The organism is Nocardia sp. NPDC059154, from assembly GCF_042755705.1.
Classification (GTDB): Bacteria; Actinomycetota; Actinomycetes; order Mycobacteriales; family Mycobacteriaceae; genus Nocardia.
Window position 1 is genome coordinate 1 of sequence record NZ_JBHZCS010000039.1, and the last position, 19,454, is coordinate 19,454.

A 19,454-nucleotide genomic window follows, 5' to 3' on the forward strand; every position below is an offset into this window, starting at 1 on the left:
TGACCGGCCTCGGCGACCTTGGCGACCTGATCGGGATACTTGGCGCAGCGGCGCAGGATCTCGCGCAGCTCGGTCGGGCCGGAGAACAAATAGCACTCGGCCTCGTCCTGGAGCAGTTCGGCGTGTTCGTCGGTGCGTTCGCCGACGAAAAGGCCACCGGCGGCCGGGACTTCGAAGGTGCGGCAGGTGTGGGTGTCGCGATTGTCGGAATTGAGCAGCACCAGGTTCGCGGTGACCGCGGCGACCGCCGTGGAGAAATTCTCGCCGTAGACCGCGCCGCCGACATCGGCGCCGGTCTGCCACAGCGCGCGCACGCGCCGCCAGCCGGGACCACGTAACAGCATGTCCCCGTGGTGTTCCCGGGCCAGCGAGATCAAGAGGTCTTGACGGTCCGGGCGCACCGCACCGATGAAACCGACCAGGTAGTTGCGGACGGTGCGGCGGGCGGTGAGGTGGTGCAGGGCCGGATCGTATGCGCTGCGAACGAATTTCACGTGCCGGGCGCCGCGGGCGGCCAGCTCGGGAACGTTGTGCCACTTGGTGGTGACGATGAGATCCCATTCGGCCTCGTGTGCCAAGTATTCCGGGCTGGTGTTGTACGGATTGGATACGTCATCCGGGCTGTAGTGCACATGCAGACCAGCCGGGGCGCTCAGGAGCCGCTGCTGGTCCAGGTGCACCGATTTGAAGGCGAACAGCACATCGGGCGCGAATGCGGCGGCCGCGCTGTCGATCTCGCGATGCAGTGCCTCGACGTTCCAGGGTGCGCGCCGATGGGCGACCTTCGAATACACCCACGGTGGCGACAGCCGCGCGGGCAGCGTGACCGGGGTCGTGTCGATCACCACCACCTCGTGCCCCGCCTGCTGGAATCCGTCGGCGAGTGAGCGCGCGTTGCTGCCCACCCAGTCATCCCCGACGAAAAGTACTTTCACGCCAGATCCCCCTTGGTCAGCAGCGTGGCAGGTTCGACCGGCCCGCCGCGGCCGGCCCGTTCCCGGACCATGAGCCACCGCACCCGGATGATGTACCACAGCGCGACACTGATTTCCGCGGAAACTGTGCCATAGACCAGGGTCCAGACCGATCCGGTCCGGGCGGCGACCACCAGCGCCACCGCGGCCACGCAGGTGCCGATGATCGCGCCGATCAGCACGCCGATGGTGTCCTGCTTGACCGGCAGCACGGCGGTGGTCACGTACGAGGTGATGGTGGTGGCGGGCAGGATGAGGATCTCGACGCGCAGCAGGGGTATCGCGCCGTCGAAATCGTGGGTGTAGATGAGGTGGACGAGGATGGGTGCCATCACCCAGACGCTCACCACGGCCAGGCAGGCCAGGGTCACGCAGCCGACCAGCATCTGGATCTGATTGCGCCAGAATTGATCATGGGCGCTGCGGCGGGCCATGCGGGGGAGCAGGGCGAAGCCGATCGGGTCCAGGGTGGACTGGATCGCGCGGACCAGCCGGTCGCCCGCGGAGTAGAGGCCCAGCGAGGCCGCCTCCAGCACCGCGCCGTACACCGCCGCCGAGCCCTGGCCGTAACCGGTGACCAGCAGCCGGGAGGTGAAAATCGGTGCGGCTATGCGCAGGACGGCCCGCACGCCATAGGGCCGGGCGGGCGGTCCGAACTTGCGGAAGGAGTCCCACCAGGTCAGCGCGACCGTGGCGATGGAGGAGACCAGCAGGCACAGCACGGCCATGGAGGCGCTGGGGAATCGGGGTAGCAGTCCGACGAGCAGGCCGAGATATCCGATGCGGCCCACGCCCTGATACATGGTGGAGCTGCCGAATCTGCCCTGGCCGATGAGCAGCCAGTCCTCCGAGATCGACCAGAAGCCACCGGCGAACAGGCCCAGCAGCACCATGTGCAGTTTGGGGGACACCCCGATCGCGAGGCCGGCCAGCAGCGCCACGCCGATGAGGGTCAGGGTGGTCGCGCGAATGGCGAGATAGGTGCCGCGCAGGCGGTTCACCTCGAGGTGGCCCGGATCGTCCTCGGGCACTTTGGCGGCCAGGAACGAGGTGACGCCCAGATCCACGACCAGCGAGCCGATGAAGTAGGACGACATGCCGATGGCCAGCAGGCCGGTGCCGTGCGGGCCCAGCATGCGGGCCAGCAGCGGGACGGTGACCAGGGTGATGACGTACTGGCCGTACTTGCCGAAGGTCACCAGTCCGATATCGCGGATGATGCTGCCGATACTGCCCAGGCCGGAGGACGAATCCTTGCGATGCTTACGGTTGGTGTCGGAATGATCTGTGGCGATGGGGGATTCGCCGTCCGTTGCGGCCTGTCGGTAGGCGCCGGTGACATCGCGCGCCGGGCGGGTGACCGGAAGCCGGACGGTGGGCGGGTCGACCGGATCGCCGTAGAAGGTGGGGAGCACCGGACCGCGGGAGGGCGCGGCATAGCGGGCGGCCCGGGTCTCGTCGAACGACACCGTGCCCCGGCCGGTGCCGTTCTCGTGGCCGTTCGGTCCGGCGCGGCCGTGGCGCGGGCCGGCCGGACCGGAATCACCGCGGGCGTCGAGCTCGAAGGCGGAAGCCTGCTGGTCGACCTCCGGAATCCCGTGCCGCATATGGCGGCGCTGTCGCAACCGGCCCAGCGTGCCGAGGGCCTCCATCCGCACGGTGGGCGGGTCGTAGGCCGGCAGCGGATCGGTCGGATCATCCACGCCGCCACCGCTTTCCGGGCAGACCGGTCAGGAGGTCGGTCACGATCCGGCCCGACTCGGCGACATCGAAATCGCGGGATCGTACCCGTGCGGCATCGGCGAGCTTGACGCGCAGTTCCTGATCGGCGATGAGAGTGTCCAGGGCGCGGGTGAGCTCGGCCCTATCGCCGGCCGTCACCAGCAGGCCGTTCACCCCCGGCTCCACGATCTCCTCCGGTCCGCCGGGGCGGGTCGCGATGACCGCGCAGCCCGCCCGCATGCCCTCCACCACCACCTGGCCGAAGGGCTCGGGCAGCACCGAGCAGTGCACGAGGATATCGGCGTGGCGCAGATAGGATTCCGGGTCGTCCACGTGGCCGGTGAAGGTGACCGGGAGGTCGAGGGCGGTGGCGTGCACCTCGAGTTCGGCGCGGTAGGGCTCCTCGTCGAAGAAGGTGCCGCCGACCAGGAAGACCTCGCGGGGGAGGGTTTTCACATCGGCCAGGGCGCGCAGGAACAGGTCCTGGCCCTTCCAAGGGGTGAGGCGGCCGACTACGGCGATGATGGTCTCGCCGGCGGGGCGTTGTTCCTGGGGTCGTCGTTCGCGGGCGAGCGCGGATTCGTCTGCCGCGGTGTCGTCGTCGGGTGGGAACTCGACGCCCGGATAGGCGACGACGGCCGCTCGCCGCCAGGTGTACAGCGAGGCCAGGGTGCCGCGGCTGTTGGCGATCACGCCGCGGGCCACCACCCAGCCCAGCACTCGGATGACGAGGGCGAGCACCCGGCCGAAGTAGTCGCGCGAAACCCGGTCGTGCACATGCCAGACCAGCGGGACCCGGGCCCGGCGGGCGGCGACCGCGCCCATGAGCATGGCTTTGGTGCTGCCCGCGACCAGGACCGTGGCGTCCAGGTCGCGGACGGTCGCGCCCAGTGCCCAGCCCAGACGTAGCAGGCCCGTCGCGCCCACGAGCAGGCTGCGGATCCCGGCCTTGTCGATGGTCATGGCGCGGGAGTCGAAACTATTGGTGACGACACGGGTTTCGATCCCGCGCGCGGCCATCAGGCGCAGCATCGGGCCGTCCTCGGCGTAGAGCACGGCGGTCCGCCCGGCGGGCATGGCCGAGACCAGGCGGAGCGTTGCCAATTCGGCTCCGGAGGGGGCCGCGGTGTGCGCCAGGAATATGGCCTTCAGCGATGCCATCAGTCGACGAGCTCCGCGTAGAGATCCCGGTGCCGATGCGCCGCGACGGCCCAGGAGAATGACTCCGCGTGGGCGCGGCATTGCTTCGCGGCGGGCCGGGAGCCGTCGAGGGCCGCGGCGATGCGGGCGGCGAGTGCCTCGGCATTGCCCGGCGGGACGAGGAGCGTGGCGTCCAAATCCCGGACAGAATCGGGCAATCCGCCACAATCGGACACAATCGGTGGGCGTCCGGCGGCGAGGGATTCCAGCGCGATGAGCCCGAATCCCTCCAGTGCGAGGGAGGGGACGACGGTCAGATCGGATCGGGTGTACAGGTCGGTGAGCTCCGCGTCGGACACCGATCCGGTGAATCGGATCGACGGCTGGTCGGCTGCGAGCGCCCGCAATTCGGCCTCGGCAGTCCCGGTTCCGACGATGACCAACCGGGCATCGGGATGCTTGGCCGACACCTCGGACCAGGCGCGAATGAGCACGTCGATGCCCATCCGCTTCTCCAATCGCCGCACGCACAACACGATTCCGGTGTCGGCCTCGGGCTCCGAATTCGTGAAACGCTCCAGATCCACACCCGGCGGAATCACCCGAACCCGATCGGGCCGCACGCCGTAGTCGCCGACCAGCAACCTTTCGAAATGTTGCGACAGCACGACGAACCGGTCCGCCCCGGCATAGCGCAGCCGCTCGACCAGATACTTGGCGCGCACTGCCCGCGCGCCCTCTCCGGCCATCCGGCTCTCGGCCGCCCACGGCCCGTGAAAGTGCACTACCAGCGGATTTCGCACCGCCGCAGGCCCGTACAAGGAGAAGTGCCGATCGATCACGGTGTCGCGGGTGAGCCCGTCCCGGTCCAGAAACGCGGTCCGTGCGCGCTGGAGCGTCGATCCGCCGGTGGGTCCCCATGACCCCGCACCGACCGGACCGTCACCGAAAGCCCTTGCGCCGACACTGATTCGAGCGTCGAGCGTCAGTGCACCGTATAGATCCGTGAAGTACCGGTTGAGACCCCCATGAGCGGCCGTGAACCACTCCGACCCTGTCATCAACACCCGAATGGGCCGTGTCAAAACCCTCACCCCCGGGTCCGTCACCCACATTCGGACCGAGATAACGATCCGAACGCCCTTGCAGCGCAAGTGTATGCCAATCCGTGCTGCTGGGCGGGCTATCGACCCGCAATCAACCCACCGACCAGTATTTTCCGAGCCGCCGATTTCCAGGCGCCGAATCGGACGGATCGTCGAGGCGCGAAACGGACGAACCATCCCCGCGCGGAATCGGCCGGATCATCCATGCGCGGAATCGGCTGGATGTCGTGTCAGCGCAGGTGTCAGGCCGGTATCAGCTCGACGTCAGCCGTCCCCGCGAAAGTAATTCACGTCAACAACACCGCAACTCGAACCGAGGAGCCCACCATGACCGCCACCCTGACCGTCCAGGACAAGCAGACCCTCCGCACCGCCGCCTACGGCGCCGTCTCCCTGATCTCGGCCGCCGACGCCGCCGGCGGCTCGCCCCACAAGGCCGCCACCGCCGGCAGCATCGCCCTCGGCTCCGCAACCGGCCTGGTCGGCCACATCCTCGCCGAGAAGTCCACCGGCGTCCGCCTCGAGTCCAAATCCGTAGCCGCCCTGGCCGACCAGGTCCTCCCCGCCCTCACCGCAGCAATGACCCTGCTGGCCAACCACTCCCCGGCCGAGGCCGCCAACTTCCGCACCACCGTCCTCGTCGCCATCGAAGCCGCCACCCACAAAACCGGATCCACCCCCACCGTCACCGACATGACCCGCAAGATCACCGCAGCCCTCGACGCCGCCTGACCAAATGCCCCGGGGCCACCCCCACCGGCACCGACCCGCCACCTCCGACCAGGGACCCGAAGCTCGGACAGACAAACGCTCTGTCCGGGCTTCTTCGTCGTACTGACAACGCGCCCAACCTCCGGCGGCGCCTTCATCATTGAGTTCAACGAAACCGACTGCGCGGAACGAGTAATCGGCGACCTGGCGACCGCATCGGTCCGGCGGAGTCAGGTTCTGGGTGATGAGTCGAAGTAGTTGCGCAGCCGGTCGGCGTAGATCCATCGTTGTTCGCCGGTCGCGTACCCCGGCAGTGGCTGAGACCCGTAGAGGTTGTCGGCGTCGTATCGCGGGAAGACGTGGACGTGGTAGTGCCACACGTCCTGGCTGCCGGCGGGTTCATTGTGCTGGCGAGTGGATACTCCGTCGCAACCGTAGGTGGCGCGCATCGCGATGGCGACCTCGCGGACAACGTCATGCACGGCGTGCCCGTATTCCGGTGGCAGGTCGTACAGGTTTTCGTGATGAGCGTTCGGTATGACCAGGACGTGTCCGCGGTTGTTGGGCCACCACCGGGATGCGGTGAAAGCGGTGGCACGATCGGTGCGCAGCACGATGTCTCGCGGGCTGTCGAGTGGGGTCTCGCCACCGGTGAGAAGGAAACAGAATGGGCAGTCGTAGCCGGAAGGTTCGTGATTGTGCACGGTCATTCGACCCTACCGCATGATTCACACCAGATGCATTGCCGCCCAATCCATCCGCTTCCGGCATCCACTTCGACCGGCGGCCGGATGATGCTGTCGTTTTTCCGCCAGCGCGCCCCGATGTGCGGCTATATGGTGCGGTTCATGACACCCGACAGCAGGAACGTCGTTCAGGCCGCCTGGCGAGCGTTCGCCAGCCATGATGCCGAGCAGATCGCGGCATTCTTCACCATCGACGCGGAGTGGCTGGCGCCGTCCGCCAACGCGACCGCGGTCGCGTTGGACGCCCCCAGTCACATGGTCGGACGCGAGGCCATCACGCAGTTCGTCGCGAACGATTTCCCTCGATTGTTCGTCGGCGATGTCGCGGTGGAATTCCATGGCTTCTATTCCGATGGTGACCGCGTGATCGTGGAGGAGACGATGAGTGCCACGCTGGCGAACGGGAATCGATACAGCAACGACTACTGTTTCGTGTTCGAGTTGCGCGACGGTCTGATCCACCGGGTTCGGGAGTACATGGATACCGCACGCGGTCATCGGGATGTCTTCGGTGATTCGGAAGCCGCTGTCAACGGCACAACTCCATCGGCAGTCGCCAGCTGATATCCACTTGGATTCAGGTGAGTCGGTGGCCCCGGCGCCTTCAGCGCGACCGGCGAGCCTGGTGCTGGCGGCGCCGTCGCCATCACCAGGACTACACGGAACGCATGCCGCGACATGGCCGCAGCGCGGAGCGACACATCTATCTGGTTGTGTGACGCGGTATTCCGTGCCCTGCACCAGGGGGAACGGTCCATCGCAGACACCGTGACCTGTGGTGGGCCGCGATTGACGACGGGGCGAGGTCTGTCGTGGCGGACTCTTCCGCGGATTGTGGGCGGCGAAAGTCGGGTCGAGGGATCGGCGCACGGCGGTAGGGTCGGGTTCATGGAGTGGAGTTTTCGTGCGGCGGAAGAGCTTTCGGCGGCGATGCGCGCTGGTGAGGTGACCTCGGTGGAGCTGACCGAGGAGGCGATTGCGCGGATCGAGCGAGACGACAAGGCGATCAATGCGATTTGTGTGCCGGACTTCGACCGGGCGCGGGCTGCGGCGCGTCGGGCCGATGAGGCGCGCGGGCGGGGCGAGGACAAGCCGCTGCTCGGGATTCCGGTGACGGTCAAAGAGTCCTACAACATGGCTGGGCTGCCCACGACCTGGGGCATGCCTGCGTTCCGGGATTATGTGCCGGCCGAGGACGCGGTGCAGGTGTCGCGGCTCGAGGCTGCCGGCGCGGTGATGCTGGGTAAGACCAATGTGCCGTTCATGTTGCAGGATCTGCAGAGCTTCAACGAGATCTATGGCACCACCAACAATCCTTGGGATCACGGGCGTTCACCGGGTGGGTCTTCCGGTGGATCGGCGGCGGCCCTGGCGGCCGGGTTCGGCGCGCTGTCCATCGGGTCCGATATCGGTGGTTCACTGCGCACTCCAGCGCATTTCTGCGGCGTGTACGCACACAAGCCGACCCTCGGGTTGGCGGCGACGCGCGGTATGGTGCCGCCGCCCGCACCGGCACTGCCGGCCGAGATCGATCTCGCCGTCGTCGGTCCGATGGCGCGTACCGCCCGCGACCTCTCGCTCCTGCTCGACGTCATGGCCGGACCGGATCCGCTGACCCTCGGTGTCGCATACGAAGTGGCTCTGCCGCCCGCCCGCCACGAGAAGCTGTCGGACTTCCGCGTCCTGATCATCGACGAGCACCCGCTGATTCCTACGGGCTCGGCCGTGCGGGCCGGGCTGAACCGAGTCGCCGACGCGCTCACCGCGGAGGGTGCTCGCGTCGAACGGCACAGTCCGCTGCTGCCCGATCTCACCGAAGCCGCGACCCTCTATACGCAGCTGCTGGTTTCGAACCTCGCGGCACGTATGCCGGCGGAGCAGTACGAGCAGGTGCGGGCGGTCGCGGCCGGACTGCCCGCGGACGCAGAGGGTTCCGAGGTGGCCTGGGTGCGCGGCGCCGTCTTCAGCCACCGCGAATGGATCGAGGCGAACACCCGACGCGAATTCCACCGCCAGACCTGGCGGCAGCTCTTCGGCGAGTTCGATGTCGTCGTGTGCCCGATCACGCCGACTCCCGCGTTCCCGCACGACCACAATGCCGATATGCGGGACCGGCGGATCGACATCGACGGCGTCGCACACCCATTCGGCGACCAGCTCGTCTGGGCCGGGGTGGCAACCATGCCCGGCCTGCCCGCCACCGCCATTCCGACCGGTCTCTCACCCGAGGGGCTCCCGGTGGGCGTTCAGCTCATCGGGCCGATGTTCGAGGACCGCACCCCACTGCGGTTGGCCGAACTGCTCGAAGAGAAGATCGGCGGCTTCCAGCAACCGCGCTAGGACGGTGTCAGGGGCGTCGCACAACCAAATGTTGTGGGCAGCAGGTGGATTGGTTGTTTGATGTCCGGTGCCTCGCCTGATTGCATGCTCATGATCGATGCGAGGGTGTTCGGATGTGGCGATGCGCCGCTGACATCCACGCGGTACAGGGCTGTGAACAGGAGGAACGTGGAGATCGGACTCACGCGGTTGATCGTTGAGGAACTCGGCATTCATGTCGCGGAATGCCGGCAGCTCAACGCAGCCTCGAAACCTGTTGCCGGCCCGGCCACCTTCGAGGAGCTCCTCGAGGTGCGGGACAGACATGCCACGTCCCTCCCTCGAGCGAGCACCAGGGCTACCGAGCACATCGCCGAGACGGGCGGCCGTCGAGTCCCGGTGCGGATCACGGTCCCCCGGGACACCGAGATCCGGGCCGCCTATCTCGACATCCACGCCGGAGGCTTCTATCTCGGCTCGGCCGCCGCCGAGGATGCACGCAATGCTCGCCTTGCCGACGCCCTCGGGGTAGCCGTGGTGAGCGTCGACTACCGCCTGGCGCCGGAGCATCCCTGGCCCGCCGCCCCCGACGACTGCGAAACCGCCGCGTTCTGGCTCCTGGAACAGGCGGAATCATTGTTCGGGACAACGGATCTGGCGATCGGCGGAGCATCCGCGGGATCCACCCTGGTCATGACCACCCTGCTACGACTGCGCGACCGAGGCCTGGCCGATCGGTTCGCCGGTGCCGTCCTGCAGTTCGGCGCCTACGACCTCAGCGGGCGATCTCCCGGCGGCAAGCTCTACGCCGACGAGTACTTCATCCAGGCCTACGCCGGCCACATCTCCGACCGCACCAACCCGGACATATCGCCCCTCTATGGCAACCTCGCCGAACTGCCCCCGACGCTACTGATGGTCGGCTCCCTGGATCTCCTCCTCGAAGACAACCTGGCCATGGCTGCCCGTCTCTCCGCAGCGGGAAACGACGTGGACATCCGCGTCTACCCCGAGTCCACCCACGCCTTCACCTCGCGCCCGACCGGCATGGCCACCGCCGCCCTCCGCGACGCCGAGTCATGGCTTGCCCGACGCCTCACGAGGAAATAATCGGTCGTCGCCCCACGCCGGACCCGGTGGCGAGTCGGAGGCGGCGGATGGTCGCGATCGACAGCATGATGGTGGGATGGCCGAGCGGGTGAGTGCATGCGTGTTTTGTTGATGTTGGTGGTTGTGCTGGCGATTGCGCTGGTCGTGGGCGACCGGATCGGGGTTGTGGTGGCACAGAACGAGATCGGGCGCCAGATTGCTACCGAGTACAACCTTCCGCAGCAGCCGCGCGTGGAGATAGGCGGCTTCCCGTTTCTGACGCAGGCCGTCGACGGCAATTTCCATGACATCGATATCAAGGTCGGCGACTGGAGTGGACAGCAGATTTCTGTTCACGATCTCGATGTCAGCCTGACCGATGTATCTGCGCCGCTGAGCGACGTGGTGCACGGCCGCACCTCGAATCTGGTTGCCGCGACGGCGACTGCGACGGCGCTGGTTCCGTACGACACCGTGCAGACTTTTGCCCCGGAGGGTGTGCAGTCGATCTCCTATGCTCCGGACGGACTGCGCGTGAAGGGAACGTTTTCGGTGGAGGGTCTTTCGGTGCCTGCGACGGTCGTCGTCACCGTCGCGCCGACCGAGGACGGCATCGTGGTCACTCCGGTCTCGGTCCAGGCCGCGGCCGGCGGCCCGACGATTCCCCTGGCCCTGCTGCAGCAAAATCTCACCTTCACCGTGCCATTGCAGCGGCTGCCGCTCGGCGCGCAGCTCACGTCCATCCAACCGAGCGCCGACGGCTTGCAGGTAGCCGCCGTCGCCCACACCGTGCGCTTCTCCGACCTGTCGTAAGAACACTCCCACCCGGGTGCTGTCACATTTCCCGCGTGCCGATGGTCGAGGAGATGACACCGAAGAGTGCATCCCGACAGGAGAAGACCATGGCCACCATCACGCAGCAGATCCCGACCCGGACCATCCCGGCCGCGCGGGGCCGGATTCGCACGTACGCCTACTGGGCGTGCACGGTGAGTCTGGCGTTCATGATGGTCAGCGGCGCCTACGGCGAGTACACCCAGCAGTACGGGACCCAGGAAACCCACACGATTCTGGGGTACCCCACCTACTTCCTCACCCTCATCGCAACGTGGAAACTGCTGGGCAGCGCCGCGATTCTGGTGCCAGGCTTCCCGCGGTTGAAGGAATGGGCCTACGCCGGAATGTTCTTCAACATGACCGGAGCCTTCATCTCGCACCTGGTCGAGCGCGATTACGGCGCCGCCGGCATGCATCTGACCGTCACCGCCGGCATCGTGGCGCTGGTCCTCGCCTCCTGGGCACTGCGGCCCGCGGACCGCGTGCTCCCGCGTCGATAGGACCGGCCGCCGCCGATGAGTTTGCGCCTCCCGACCCGTCTCCACTCGTATGACGCAGGTTCTGTGGCACATCACGATGTCGGTGGACGGGTTCATCGCACCGGAGGACGACTCCACCGGGTGGATGTTCGGGCACGGCGCGGCGGGCCCGCTCGGGGTGGAGGCGATGCGGCGGACCGGGGCCGTCTTGTCCGGGCGACGCGGATACGACCTGGGCAACAGGCCCGGGACCGGCGATCGGAAACTGTACGGCGGCATGTGGTCCGGGCCGATATTCGTGCTCACCCATCGGCCCGGGGACGTGTCGCCCGATCCCGATGTCACCTTCCTGTCCTGCGGAATCGCGGAGGCGGTCGCCACGGCGAAAGCCGCTGCGGGGGAGGGCGACCTCGGGATTTTCGGCGCGAATCTGGCCCGGCAATGCCTCGAGGCCGGGCTCGTGGAGGAGATCGCCATGCACATCGTGCCGATCCTGCTCGGTAGCGGAGTGCGACTGTTCGAAGGGACCGCGCCGGTTCGGCTGCGCAAGCTGCGCTGCGACGACTCCGGGCAGATCACCGATCTCCGATTCCAGGTCGAGCGCGGCGATTAACGCCGACGCCGCGCTGCCATATCTGGGTTACGGTGATCGGCGGGCACGATGTGGTCGGAGGGTAGGCAGGCTGTGGGGCGGACACTCGCGCAGGGGCAGGTTTTCGCGGGGTACACCGTTGAACGGCTGCTGGGGGTGGGCGGGATGGGGGAGGTCTATCTCGCCAAGGACAAGGATCTGCCACGCTCGGTGGCCTTGAAGCTCTTGGCTTCCGGCAAGGCCGACGACCCCGAGGTGCGGGCGCGCTTCCTGCGGGAGGCCGATACCGCTGCGCGGCTGTCGCATCCGAACATCGTCGCGGTGTACGCGCGCGGCAATGACGACCACCGCCTCTGGATGGCCATGCAGTACGTCGAGGGCACCGATGTGTCGGCGATCCTGCGGGAGGGCCCGGTCCGGCCCGACCACGCGGTGCGCATCATCGGGGAGACCGCGCGGGCGCTGGACCACGCGCACCGCGCCGGCGTGCTGCACCGGGATGTGAAACCGGCCAATATCCTGCTGGCCTGGGGCCCGGATCAACGGGTGTACCTGGCGGACTTCGGCATTGCGAAGGCCGTCGATCAGACCGGCGCGCTGACCCGGACCGGCGAAATGTACGCCAGCTTCCAGTACGCCGCACCCGAACAGTTCGAACTGCGCAGCGACACCGACCATCGGGCGGACGTCTACGCCCTGGGCTGCACGCTGTTCCACATGCTCACGGGCCGGCTGCCATATCCAGGCGCGAGCACGGCACAGCTGGTGGCGGCTCACCTCGGCGCCGAGATTCCCCGGCCGAGCCTGGTGCACACCGGCGTTCCCGCCGCGTTCGACACGGTCATCGACCGGGCGCTGGCCAAGGACCGGGACCGGCGCTTCGGCAGCTGCGGGGAACTGGCCGCGGCCGCCGAGCAGGCGCTCGCGGCCACAAACGGCCCCTGGGGGCCGGGCTTCGGCCAGGATGGACCCGCCGAGCAAGGCGCCCTGCCACCGAATCCCGCTGTGGCGCAGTCCCGGATGGGCTTCGATCCGAGCAAGTTCACCGGCGCGACCACCGAACCCAGCATGCCCACCCAGCCCGCGCCGGTCCCGTACGGCGAGCTGCCGACCCAGCTCGATGCGCAGCGCTCCCAGTTCGCGGCCCCGCAGACCCAGATCACGCCTCAGCAGGTCCTGCTCACCGCGCCGCCACTGCAGTACGGCCCGGCCGGCAGCGGCCCGCATCCCGCCGACGCCACCCCCGCCTCGCCGCGCCGCCACGTCCGCACGGTTCTCCTCGGCGCCTTCCTGGCCGTCCTCCTGCTGGCCGGCGGCCTGGGCGTCGGATTCGGAACGGGCGCAATCCATTTCGGTAGCGGAGGTCGCTCCATCTCCCAGCCGCCGGTAGCCGGTGACGCCTCCCGGGCCGCGGCCACCAAGGCCGCCTGCGACTACGCCGAACTCATGACCACCTACGACTACAGCAATGGCGACGACTGGCAGTCGAAGGTGATCGCGGGCGCGACCGGCACCTGGAAATCCGAGGCCGAGACGCTACTGCCGACGATCCGTGTGCTGCTGGAGTCGGATTCCGAGCACACCCGCGCCGCCGACGCGGCCTGCACGGTGACCTCGGGCAGCAACACTCATTACGATCTGGCCGTCGACGTCACCCAGATCAACTCCACCCAGGGCAAGGCCGACACCACCAATCACCAGAAGATCACCCTGTCCATGGACTATGTGGACGGCAAGTGGCTGTGCAGCAATCTGGTGAGCCCCCTGTTCCCCAGCTGACCGGTCGGTCCTGCCGCGCCGATGATCCTGTCACTGAAACGATTTCGCATTCCGGGACGCCCGCACCGTATGGCGCGAAGCACTGGACGTGCGATAGATTCGCTGCGGATTCGTGCTCGGACCGGGCGTCGGAAGGAATCGAGCGTGGGGAACTCTGGCGCGGGGGATGGTGCCGGGAAAATAAGGGTGCTCGTCGACAATGGCGAGTACTGGTTACGCAATCGCGGCGACATCGCCATGATGGTGATGACCGTCGAACGCCTACGGGAACGCTGGCCGCACGCCCGCATCGGCATGCTCACAGACGAACCCCACATTCTGCGTGGCGTGCTGCCGCAGGCCGAGCCCGTGCCGGCCCACACCGGCGGGCACTGGGGCCGGGGCGGTATCGCGGGCCGGCTGGAGGAGGCCGCCGGGGTCCACCTGCTCGGCCCCGCCGCCATGCGCTGGCGCTCCGCCACCGAGGTGCCCAAGCACTATCTGCGCGGCGCCAAGAACTGGGCGCGCAAGGAGGTCCACGTTCTCACCACGGGCGACCGGGAACCCGAACCCGCCGCCATGCCCGACCTGCCGCCGGTGCCCGCCGCCCTCGCCGACGCCGACCTGGTCATCGCCCAGGGCGGCGGCTACATGACCGATGTCGACCTCTACCAGGCCCATCGCACCCTCAACCTGCTGGAAGCCGCGCAGCGCCAAGGCATTCCGAACGTCATGATCGGCCAGGGCCTGGGCCCCATGCGCGATGCGCACCTACTGCGCCGCGCGGCCGAGGTGCTGCCGGGCGCCGACCTCATCGCCCTGCGCGAGGGCCGGCGCGGCCCCAAGCTGCTGGCCGAACTCGGCGTCGCCGCCGAGAAGATCGTGGTCACCGGCGACGACGCGGTGGAGTTCGCCTACCGTCTGCGGCGGCCCGGCATCGGCACCGACCTCGGTCTGTGCCTGCGCATTTCGGACTATTCCAAGGTGAGCGACTCGGCCCGCGACACCCTCGGCGTGGTGGTGCGCCGCGAGGCCGCCGAGCTGAACACCGCGCTGGCCCCGCTCATCATCTCCGAATACGACGACGAGGACCGCCGCCACACGCTGCCGCTGCTCACGGGCGCGGCGAGCACCCGGCCCGTCATCGGGCGCGCGGGCACCGCGCAGGATGTGGCGCGTCAGGTCTCTCGCTGCCGGGTGCTGGTGACCAGCGCCTACCACCTCGCGGTTTTCGCGCTCTCCCAGGGCATTCCGGCCGTGGCTGTAACGGCGTCGCAGTACTACGACGACAAATTCTATGGGTTGGCCGACATGTTCGGCGCGGGCGCGGCCGGGGCCGGTCTGCGCATCGTGCACCTGGACGTGGACAACCTCGACGCCGAACTGTCACGTGCGATTCGCCAGTTGTGGGAATTCGCGCCGGAACTGCGGGATACGCTGCAGCAGAGGGCAGTTGAACAGATCGACGCCGGCCGCGCGGGTCTGGATCGGGTGTACGGGCTCGTGGCAGGAGGTGAGGGCGCACCCGGCGAACCAGCCGAACCAGTTCAGGGGGAATGATGAAGAACCTTTCGGTGTGCGTCCCGGCCTACAATTCCGGCCGCACCCTGGAGACGACGCTGCGCTCGATTCTGGACCAGAACACCGATATCGAGGTGCTCGTCCTGGACAATGCCAGTTCCGACGACACCGGCGCCATCGCGAAATCCTTCGACGACCCGCGGGTGCACGTGCACCGCAACGAGGACACCCTGCCCATCGGCGAGAACTGGAACAAGGCCGTCTCGCTGACCTCGGCCCGCTTCGTGAAGGTCGTCTGCGCCGACGACATCCTGCTGCCCGGCTCTCTCGACAAGCAGTTGGAGATCATGGGCGACAACGGCATCGCCATCTGCTCGTCCAAATTCCAGGTCATCGACGAGCACGGCGCGGTCGAAGAGACCGATCTGGGCCTGCCGAACCTGTTGGGCCGCCGCAACGCCCGCGCCCTCATGCGCACCATCGTGCACCGCGGCCCCGCCGACTTCGGCCCCACCGCGGCGGCGATCTTCCGCCGTCAGGACTTCGACCGGGTGGGCGGCTTCCGCGGCGATCTGGTCTTCCCGATGGACGTGGATCTGTTCGCCCGCGTGTGCGCCTTCGGCGACTTCTACGGCATGCCGGAAATCCTGGCCGCCTGGCGCAATTCGAGTTTCAACCTGTGCAGCCAGACCTCGACGGTCAGCAAGCTGACCGAGATGCTCCGCTTCCATCACCGCCTGGGCGCGGAGTACCCGCAGTACGTCGGCCGCGGCGCGGTCCTCGGCGGCGACTGGCGGCTGGCGCGCGCCGCCGCCGAACGGGTGCGGGTCCGGACGGTCGCGACCGCACTGCGCCGCCCGGATTTGCTGCACTGACCGCCGCTAGATGCTCGACAGCGGCCCGTAGGCGACAACGGTGTCGCCGCTGCTGCTCACCAGCCGCACGAACGGCCGGATGGTGGTGGTGCCCAGCACCCCGGACACGGTGCCGTGGAAGCCGGACATGGTGATGCAGCCCTCGGTGCCGGACACATCGCCGCCGGCCGCGTCCACCGACTGGATGCCCGGGCCGAAGCCGACGTCGAGGGTCACGCCCAGCGTCGGAATCAGGTTGAAGACATCGGCTTTGGGGTCATTGCCGATCTCCAGCTCGAGGCCGGGAGTCTGGTACTGGAATTCCAGCTTGCCCGACAGCGTGGCCGGATAGCCGACCTGGTAGCCGAGGGTGATGTGGCCGGTCCACGGGTCGCCGGCCGGGCGGTCGACCTTGAAGCAGGCCTTGCCGCTGTGGAACCACTCCCGGGTGAGCGGGTTGCCGTCCAGCGGCGGCACGAAATCGATCTTGGTATCGGCGGAGATGGCCTGGACCGTCCGACCCTGCTGGTCGACGATCGAATTGGCGGCGTCGACGGCGGCCGACGAGGCGCCGCCGCTCAGGACCAGGCCGATGGTGCCCGCTACCGCGACGGCCGCGGTGCGAGAGAGCGCAGTCGTGTTGTTGCGCATGATGAATCCCATTCCCTCATCAGGTATTGCTGCGTATTGCCTACGCGTGATTGATGATTCCCCAGTGCTACGGGGCGTGAGACGACGTCCCCCGTCCCCTCGGTCGATGATCGACCCCCACGCTGAGACTAACCCACTCGATTACCCTGCGTGTGGCCGCAATCCGATGATCGATATCACAGGCCGACGTGGTACGTGCCCGGCGGTTCATGCGCGTGCCGGGCGATATTTGCTGGCTTTCATAGTGATTCGGTCACGTCGGTCACCCACTTCCCCTGGAGTTCGGGCCACCGGGACGAGACCTCCGGCAACAGATCGGGCACCGTCAGGAGAACCCGATCCGGCTGCGCCGCAACGAGTTCCGCCGGAGACAGGATCGGGATGTCGGTACCGGGCATGCGGCGGCCCTGCTTGCCCGGGGAGGCATCGGCCACCCCGGCCAGCAGGCCGCGATGCGCGCCCGCCAGATGCAGCAGCGCGACCGCGCGCGAGGCCGCCCCGTACGCATAAATGGTTCTTCCGGAGGCAGTTTCGGCCTCCAGCCAGGCGCGCAGGGACCGCGCCTGCTGGTCGGCGGCGCGCTGGAGCCCGCGCACCACCACCGGGTCCGCCACCGTCGCCTCCGCGGCGAGGATCCGCGCAATGGCGGGGTCGGGGACGGCGGGCGCGTGCACCGCCGCCACCAGCACCGTGCCGCCGTAGAGCGGGAACTCCCACCCGGTCACCGCCACCAGCCCGGCCGGGCGCAGCAGGCCCTGTAGCGAAGCCATCGTGTAGTAGGCGAAATGCCCGTGCCGCAACGCATTCCACTGTCCCTGGCGCACGATGGCGTGCAAGGAGTGGAACTGCAGCAGCAGCACCCCGCCCGGCGCGGTGGCCGCCGCGCGCTGCGCGAAGGCGACCCGCTGATCGGGCTCGTGCATGATGCCGAAGCAGTCGATCACCACATCGGCGGGGCGATCGGTGACCCGGTACCCACGCTCGGTCAGCAGCGGCAGCCAGCTGCCGCCGTGCGGGCTGCCGAACTCCCGCACCGTCCCGCCGCCGGGCAGCCGGCCCGCCGCGGCCACCCGGGCCACCGCGTCCGCCGCCTGATCCCGCAGCGCCTGCGGCTCCACGCCGCGCGGTTCGGCGGTGACGGTGTCGTCCTCGGCCAGTTGCGCCAGCCCGCACACGGCGCACAGATCCATGGCCAGCGGATGCGCCGCCTCGGCCGCCAGGCTACTTCCTGCGCGATGCAGGACCGCCGATGCGAGACTCGGAAAGTCGTCTGCCGCAGGCATTTTCCCGAGGTCCAGCACCCGGGCCAGCGGTCCGAGCCCGCAGCCGCGACACCCGTACCGGGGTTCGCCGCTCATGGCACGATGACCTGGTGCGTATCGAATCGACCGACCTCGCCGACGTCCTGATCCTGATCCCGCAGCCGTTCCGCGACGATCGCGGCCTGTTCACCAGAACCTTCGACGCCGAGGAATTCGACGCCCACCTGGGCACACCCGGGGTGTCGGCGACGTTCGTGCAGGATTCGCAGTCGCGCTCGCACCGGGGTGTCGTGCGCGGTATGCACGGCCGCTCCGGGCGCGGCGAGGCCAAGCTGGTGCGCTGCGCGCACGGCGCGGTGCACGACGTGCTCGTCGACATCCGCCCGGATTCGCCGACCTTCGGCCGCCGGCAGGCATTCCTGCTGGACGACACCGACTTCCGGCACCTCTACGTCCCGCCCGGCTTCCTGCACGGCTTCCAGGCGGTCACCGAAGTGGCCGATGTCTGCTACCGCATCGACCGCCCGCACGACCCGGCCGAGGACCTGGGCGTCGCCTATGACGATCCGGACCTGGCCATCACCTGGCCGCAGCCGGTGACCGTGGTGTCGGAGCGGGATGCGGGCGCGGGCTCGTGGCGCGAGCTGCTCGCCGCCCTTCATCTCACACCTCGGTCCTGATCCGGCGCAGCTCGTCGTCCAGCACCCCGGTCTCCTTCAGCGACTTCAGCCACGCCAGGCGGGTGAAACGCTGGAAGAAGGCCCCGGCGGTGAGCTCGCGCGCGCGGTACTCCCGGTACAGCTCGGCCGCGCCGTCCGGAATGCTCCACTCCGCTTCGAAGCCCAGTTCCTTGCGGGCATAACCGAAGTCGACCCGGTACGAGCGCGGGTCGGCGCCGCTCTCGCCGGTGATGACCAGCGTGGATTCCGGGACCACGTCGACCACCGCCTGCGCGATCTGCGCGACCGTCAGATTATTGGCCTCGGTGCCGACGTTGTAGGCGCGGCAGTGCACGGCCTCGTCGGGCGCCGCCAGGCAGGCGGCGAAGGCGCGCGCGATGTCCTGCGCGTGCACCAGCGGCCGCCACGGCGTGCCGTCCGAGAGCACCTTCACCTCACCGGTCAGCACCGCGTACCCGACCAGATTGTTGAGCACGATATCGGCGCGCAGCCGCGGCGAGAACCCGAATGCCGTGGCATTGCGCAGGAATACGGGGGAGAAGCCGGAGTCGGCGATGGCGGCCACATCGTCCTCGACCCGGACCTTGGACTCGGCGTAGGGGGTGAGCGGGCGCAGCGGCGCGTCCTCGGTCACCAGGCCGTCCCCGGCCGCCCCGTACACCGAACACGTGGACGCGTAGAGGAATCGGCGCACCCCGGCGTCCTTGGCCAGTCGCGCCAGCCGGACCGACGCGTGATGGTTGATGTCGTAGGTGATCCGGGGCGCCAGCGCGCCCAGCGGATCGTTCGACAGTGCCGCCAGATGCACCACGGCGTCGAAACCGGCGAGCTGATCGGCGTTCACATCGCGCAGATCCACCGCGAGGGCGGGCGGCGCGGGCGGTGCCTCGCCCAGCACGCAGTCCGCGAAAAGGCCGCTGTCCAGCCCTGTCACCTCATGGCCGGCCTGCTGTAGCAACGGCACCATGACGGTACCCAGATACCCCTGATGCCCGGTGACGAGCACGCGCATG

The 19,454-nt window shown here is 68.3% G+C and carries 19 protein-coding genes; 11 read left to right on the forward strand and 8 right to left on the reverse strand.

What is annotated here, in order from left to right:
• The 4 genes from ACFXN1_RS29750 to ACFXN1_RS29765 all read right to left on the reverse strand — a co-directional run.
• Positions 1-935, reverse strand: a 935-nt coding sequence (locus ACFXN1_RS29750; protein WP_379463719.1) for a glycosyltransferase, incomplete at its 3' end; no start/stop codon positions are given.
• A complete protein-coding gene (locus tag ACFXN1_RS29755) occupies positions 932-2,212 on the reverse strand; it encodes a lipopolysaccharide biosynthesis protein (protein ID WP_379445055.1) in 1,281 nt (426 codons plus the stop codon). The genes ACFXN1_RS29755 and ACFXN1_RS29750, both read right to left, overlap by 4 nt.
• A 457-nt stretch (positions 2,213-2,669) precedes the next feature.
• Positions 2,670-3,857: a glycosyltransferase family 4 protein gene (locus ACFXN1_RS29760; protein ID WP_379445031.1), complete on the reverse strand. Its 1,188-nt coding sequence runs from the start codon at positions 3,855-3,857 to the stop codon at positions 2,670-2,672.
• The gene (locus tag ACFXN1_RS29765) at positions 3,857-4,897 is read right to left on the reverse strand and encodes a glycosyltransferase family 4 protein (protein ID WP_379445032.1); all 1,041 of its coding nucleotides are present in this window, start codon (positions 4,895-4,897) and stop codon (positions 3,857-3,859) included. Before ACFXN1_RS29765 ends, ACFXN1_RS29760 begins: the two co-directional genes overlap by 1 nt.
• A gap of 372 nt (positions 4,898-5,269) precedes the next feature.
• Here ACFXN1_RS29765 and ACFXN1_RS29770 point away from each other — a divergent pair, with 372 nt between their 5' ends.
• Entirely contained in the window at positions 5,270-5,674 is a 405-nt protein-coding gene (locus ACFXN1_RS29770; protein WP_379445033.1) for a hypothetical protein, read from the forward strand.
• 209 nt (positions 5,675-5,883) lie between these two features.
• Here ACFXN1_RS29770 and ACFXN1_RS29775 read toward each other — a convergent pair whose 3' ends face one another.
• Positions 5,884-6,363, reverse strand: a complete 480-nt coding sequence (locus tag ACFXN1_RS29775) for an HIT family protein (protein ID WP_379445034.1) — start codon at positions 6,361-6,363, stop codon at positions 5,884-5,886.
• On the opposite strand from ACFXN1_RS29775, the gene ACFXN1_RS29780 reads away from it, so the two are divergent.
• The 9 genes from ACFXN1_RS29780 to ACFXN1_RS29820 all read left to right on the forward strand — a co-directional run bounded on the left by ACFXN1_RS29780 (position 6,346) and on the right by ACFXN1_RS29820 (position 15,869).
• Positions 6,346-6,963, forward strand: a complete 618-nt coding sequence (locus ACFXN1_RS29780) for a nuclear transport factor 2 family protein (protein WP_379445036.1) — start codon at positions 6,346-6,348, stop codon at positions 6,961-6,963. The genes ACFXN1_RS29775 and ACFXN1_RS29780 overlap by 18 nt on opposite strands.
• Before the next feature lie 324 nt (positions 6,964-7,287).
• Entirely contained in the window at positions 7,288-8,739 is a 1,452-nt protein-coding gene (locus ACFXN1_RS29785) for an amidase (RefSeq protein WP_379445037.1), read from the forward strand.
• A 168-nt stretch (positions 8,740-8,907) separates the two neighbouring features.
• On the forward strand, positions 8,908-9,828 hold the full coding sequence (locus ACFXN1_RS29790) for an alpha/beta hydrolase (RefSeq protein ID WP_379445039.1): 921 nt from the start codon (positions 8,908-8,910) through the stop codon (positions 9,826-9,828).
• 96 nt (positions 9,829-9,924) lie between these two features.
• A complete protein-coding gene (locus ACFXN1_RS29795; protein WP_379445040.1) occupies positions 9,925-10,620 on the forward strand; it encodes a DUF2993 domain-containing protein in 696 nt (231 codons plus the stop codon).
• A gap of 89 nt (positions 10,621-10,709) precedes the next feature.
• Positions 10,710-11,144 carry a DoxX family protein gene (locus ACFXN1_RS29800; protein WP_379445041.1) on the forward strand — a complete coding sequence of 145 codons (435 nt, stop codon included), beginning with the start codon at positions 10,710-10,712 and terminating at the stop codon, positions 11,142-11,144.
• A gap of 49 nt (positions 11,145-11,193) precedes the next feature.
• Complete coding sequence (locus ACFXN1_RS29805; protein ID WP_379445043.1) at positions 11,194-11,736, forward strand: dihydrofolate reductase family protein; 543 nt, start codon at positions 11,194-11,196, stop codon at positions 11,734-11,736.
• A 72-nt stretch (positions 11,737-11,808) separates the two neighbouring features.
• Positions 11,809-13,494 carry a protein kinase gene (locus ACFXN1_RS29810; RefSeq protein ID WP_379445044.1) on the forward strand — a complete coding sequence of 562 codons (1,686 nt, stop codon included), beginning with the start codon at positions 11,809-11,811 and terminating at the stop codon, positions 13,492-13,494.
• A gap of 144 nt (positions 13,495-13,638) precedes the next feature.
• Positions 13,639-15,033, forward strand: coding sequence for a polysaccharide pyruvyl transferase family protein (locus ACFXN1_RS29815; RefSeq protein WP_379445045.1), 1,395 nt, complete (start codon positions 13,639-13,641; stop codon positions 15,031-15,033).
• Positions 15,030-15,869: a glycosyltransferase family 2 protein gene (locus tag ACFXN1_RS29820; RefSeq protein WP_379445046.1), complete on the forward strand. Its 840-nt coding sequence runs from the start codon at positions 15,030-15,032 to the stop codon at positions 15,867-15,869. The genes ACFXN1_RS29815 and ACFXN1_RS29820 overlap by 4 nt, the downstream gene beginning before the upstream one ends.
• Before the next feature lie 6 nt (positions 15,870-15,875).
• On the opposite strand, the gene ACFXN1_RS29825 is transcribed toward ACFXN1_RS29820, so the two are convergent.
• Positions 15,876-16,499, reverse strand: a complete 624-nt coding sequence (locus ACFXN1_RS29825) for an MspA family porin (RefSeq protein ID WP_379402064.1) — start codon at positions 16,497-16,499, stop codon at positions 15,876-15,878.
• 239 nt (positions 16,500-16,738) lie between these two features.
• Positions 16,739-17,857: a transferase gene (locus ACFXN1_RS29830; protein WP_379445048.1), complete on the reverse strand. Its 1,119-nt coding sequence runs from the start codon at positions 17,855-17,857 to the stop codon at positions 16,739-16,741.
• A 14-nt stretch (positions 17,858-17,871) separates the two neighbouring features.
• On the opposite strand from ACFXN1_RS29830, the gene rfbC reads away from it, so the two are divergent.
• Positions 17,872-18,441, forward strand: coding sequence for a dTDP-4-dehydrorhamnose 3,5-epimerase (gene rfbC / locus ACFXN1_RS29835; RefSeq protein ID WP_379445049.1), 570 nt, complete (start codon positions 17,872-17,874; stop codon positions 18,439-18,441).
• Here rfbC and ACFXN1_RS29840 read toward each other — a convergent pair.
• Positions 18,425-19,453 carry an NAD-dependent epimerase/dehydratase family protein gene (locus tag ACFXN1_RS29840; protein ID WP_379445050.1) on the reverse strand — a complete coding sequence of 343 codons (1,029 nt, stop codon included), beginning with the start codon at positions 19,451-19,453 and terminating at the stop codon, positions 18,425-18,427. The genes rfbC and ACFXN1_RS29840 overlap by 17 nt on opposite strands.
• Position 19,454: the final 1 nt, after the last annotated feature.

Bases quoted from the DNA above. Each gene is read 5' to 3' on its own strand.
- ACFXN1_RS29760 (WP_379445031.1), bottom strand. From the start codon at position 3,857: ATGGCATCGCTGAAGGCCATATTCCTGGCGCACACCGCGGCCCCCTCC.
- ACFXN1_RS29765 (WP_379445032.1), bottom strand. From the start codon at position 4,897: ATGACAGGGTCGGAGTGGTTCACGGCCGCTCATGGGGGTCTCAACCGG.
- ACFXN1_RS29770 (WP_379445033.1), top strand. From the start codon at position 5,270: ATGACCGCCACCCTGACCGTCCAGGACAAGCAGACCCTCCGCACCGCC.
- ACFXN1_RS29775 (WP_379445034.1), bottom strand. From the start codon at position 6,363: ATGACCGTGCACAATCACGAACCTTCCGGCTACGACTGCCCATTCTGT.
- ACFXN1_RS29785 (WP_379445037.1), top strand. From the start codon at position 7,288: ATGGAGTGGAGTTTTCGTGCGGCGGAAGAGCTTTCGGCGGCGATGCGC.
- ACFXN1_RS29795 (WP_379445040.1), top strand. From the start codon at position 9,925: ATGCGTGTTTTGTTGATGTTGGTGGTTGTGCTGGCGATTGCGCTGGTC.
- ACFXN1_RS29800 (WP_379445041.1), top strand. From the start codon at position 10,710: ATGGCCACCATCACGCAGCAGATCCCGACCCGGACCATCCCGGCCGCG.
- ACFXN1_RS29805 (WP_379445043.1), top strand. From the start codon at position 11,194: ATGACGCAGGTTCTGTGGCACATCACGATGTCGGTGGACGGGTTCATC.
- ACFXN1_RS29820 (WP_379445046.1), top strand. From the start codon at position 15,030: ATGATGAAGAACCTTTCGGTGTGCGTCCCGGCCTACAATTCCGGCCGC.
- ACFXN1_RS29825 (WP_379402064.1), bottom strand. From the start codon at position 16,499: ATGCGCAACAACACGACTGCGCTCTCTCGCACCGCGGCCGTCGCGGTA.
- ACFXN1_RS29830 (WP_379445048.1), bottom strand. From the start codon at position 17,857: ATGAGCGGCGAACCCCGGTACGGGTGTCGCGGCTGCGGGCTCGGACCG.
- ACFXN1_RS29840 (WP_379445050.1), bottom strand. From the start codon at position 19,453: ATGCGCGTGCTCGTCACCGGGCATCAGGGGTATCTGGGTACCGTCATG.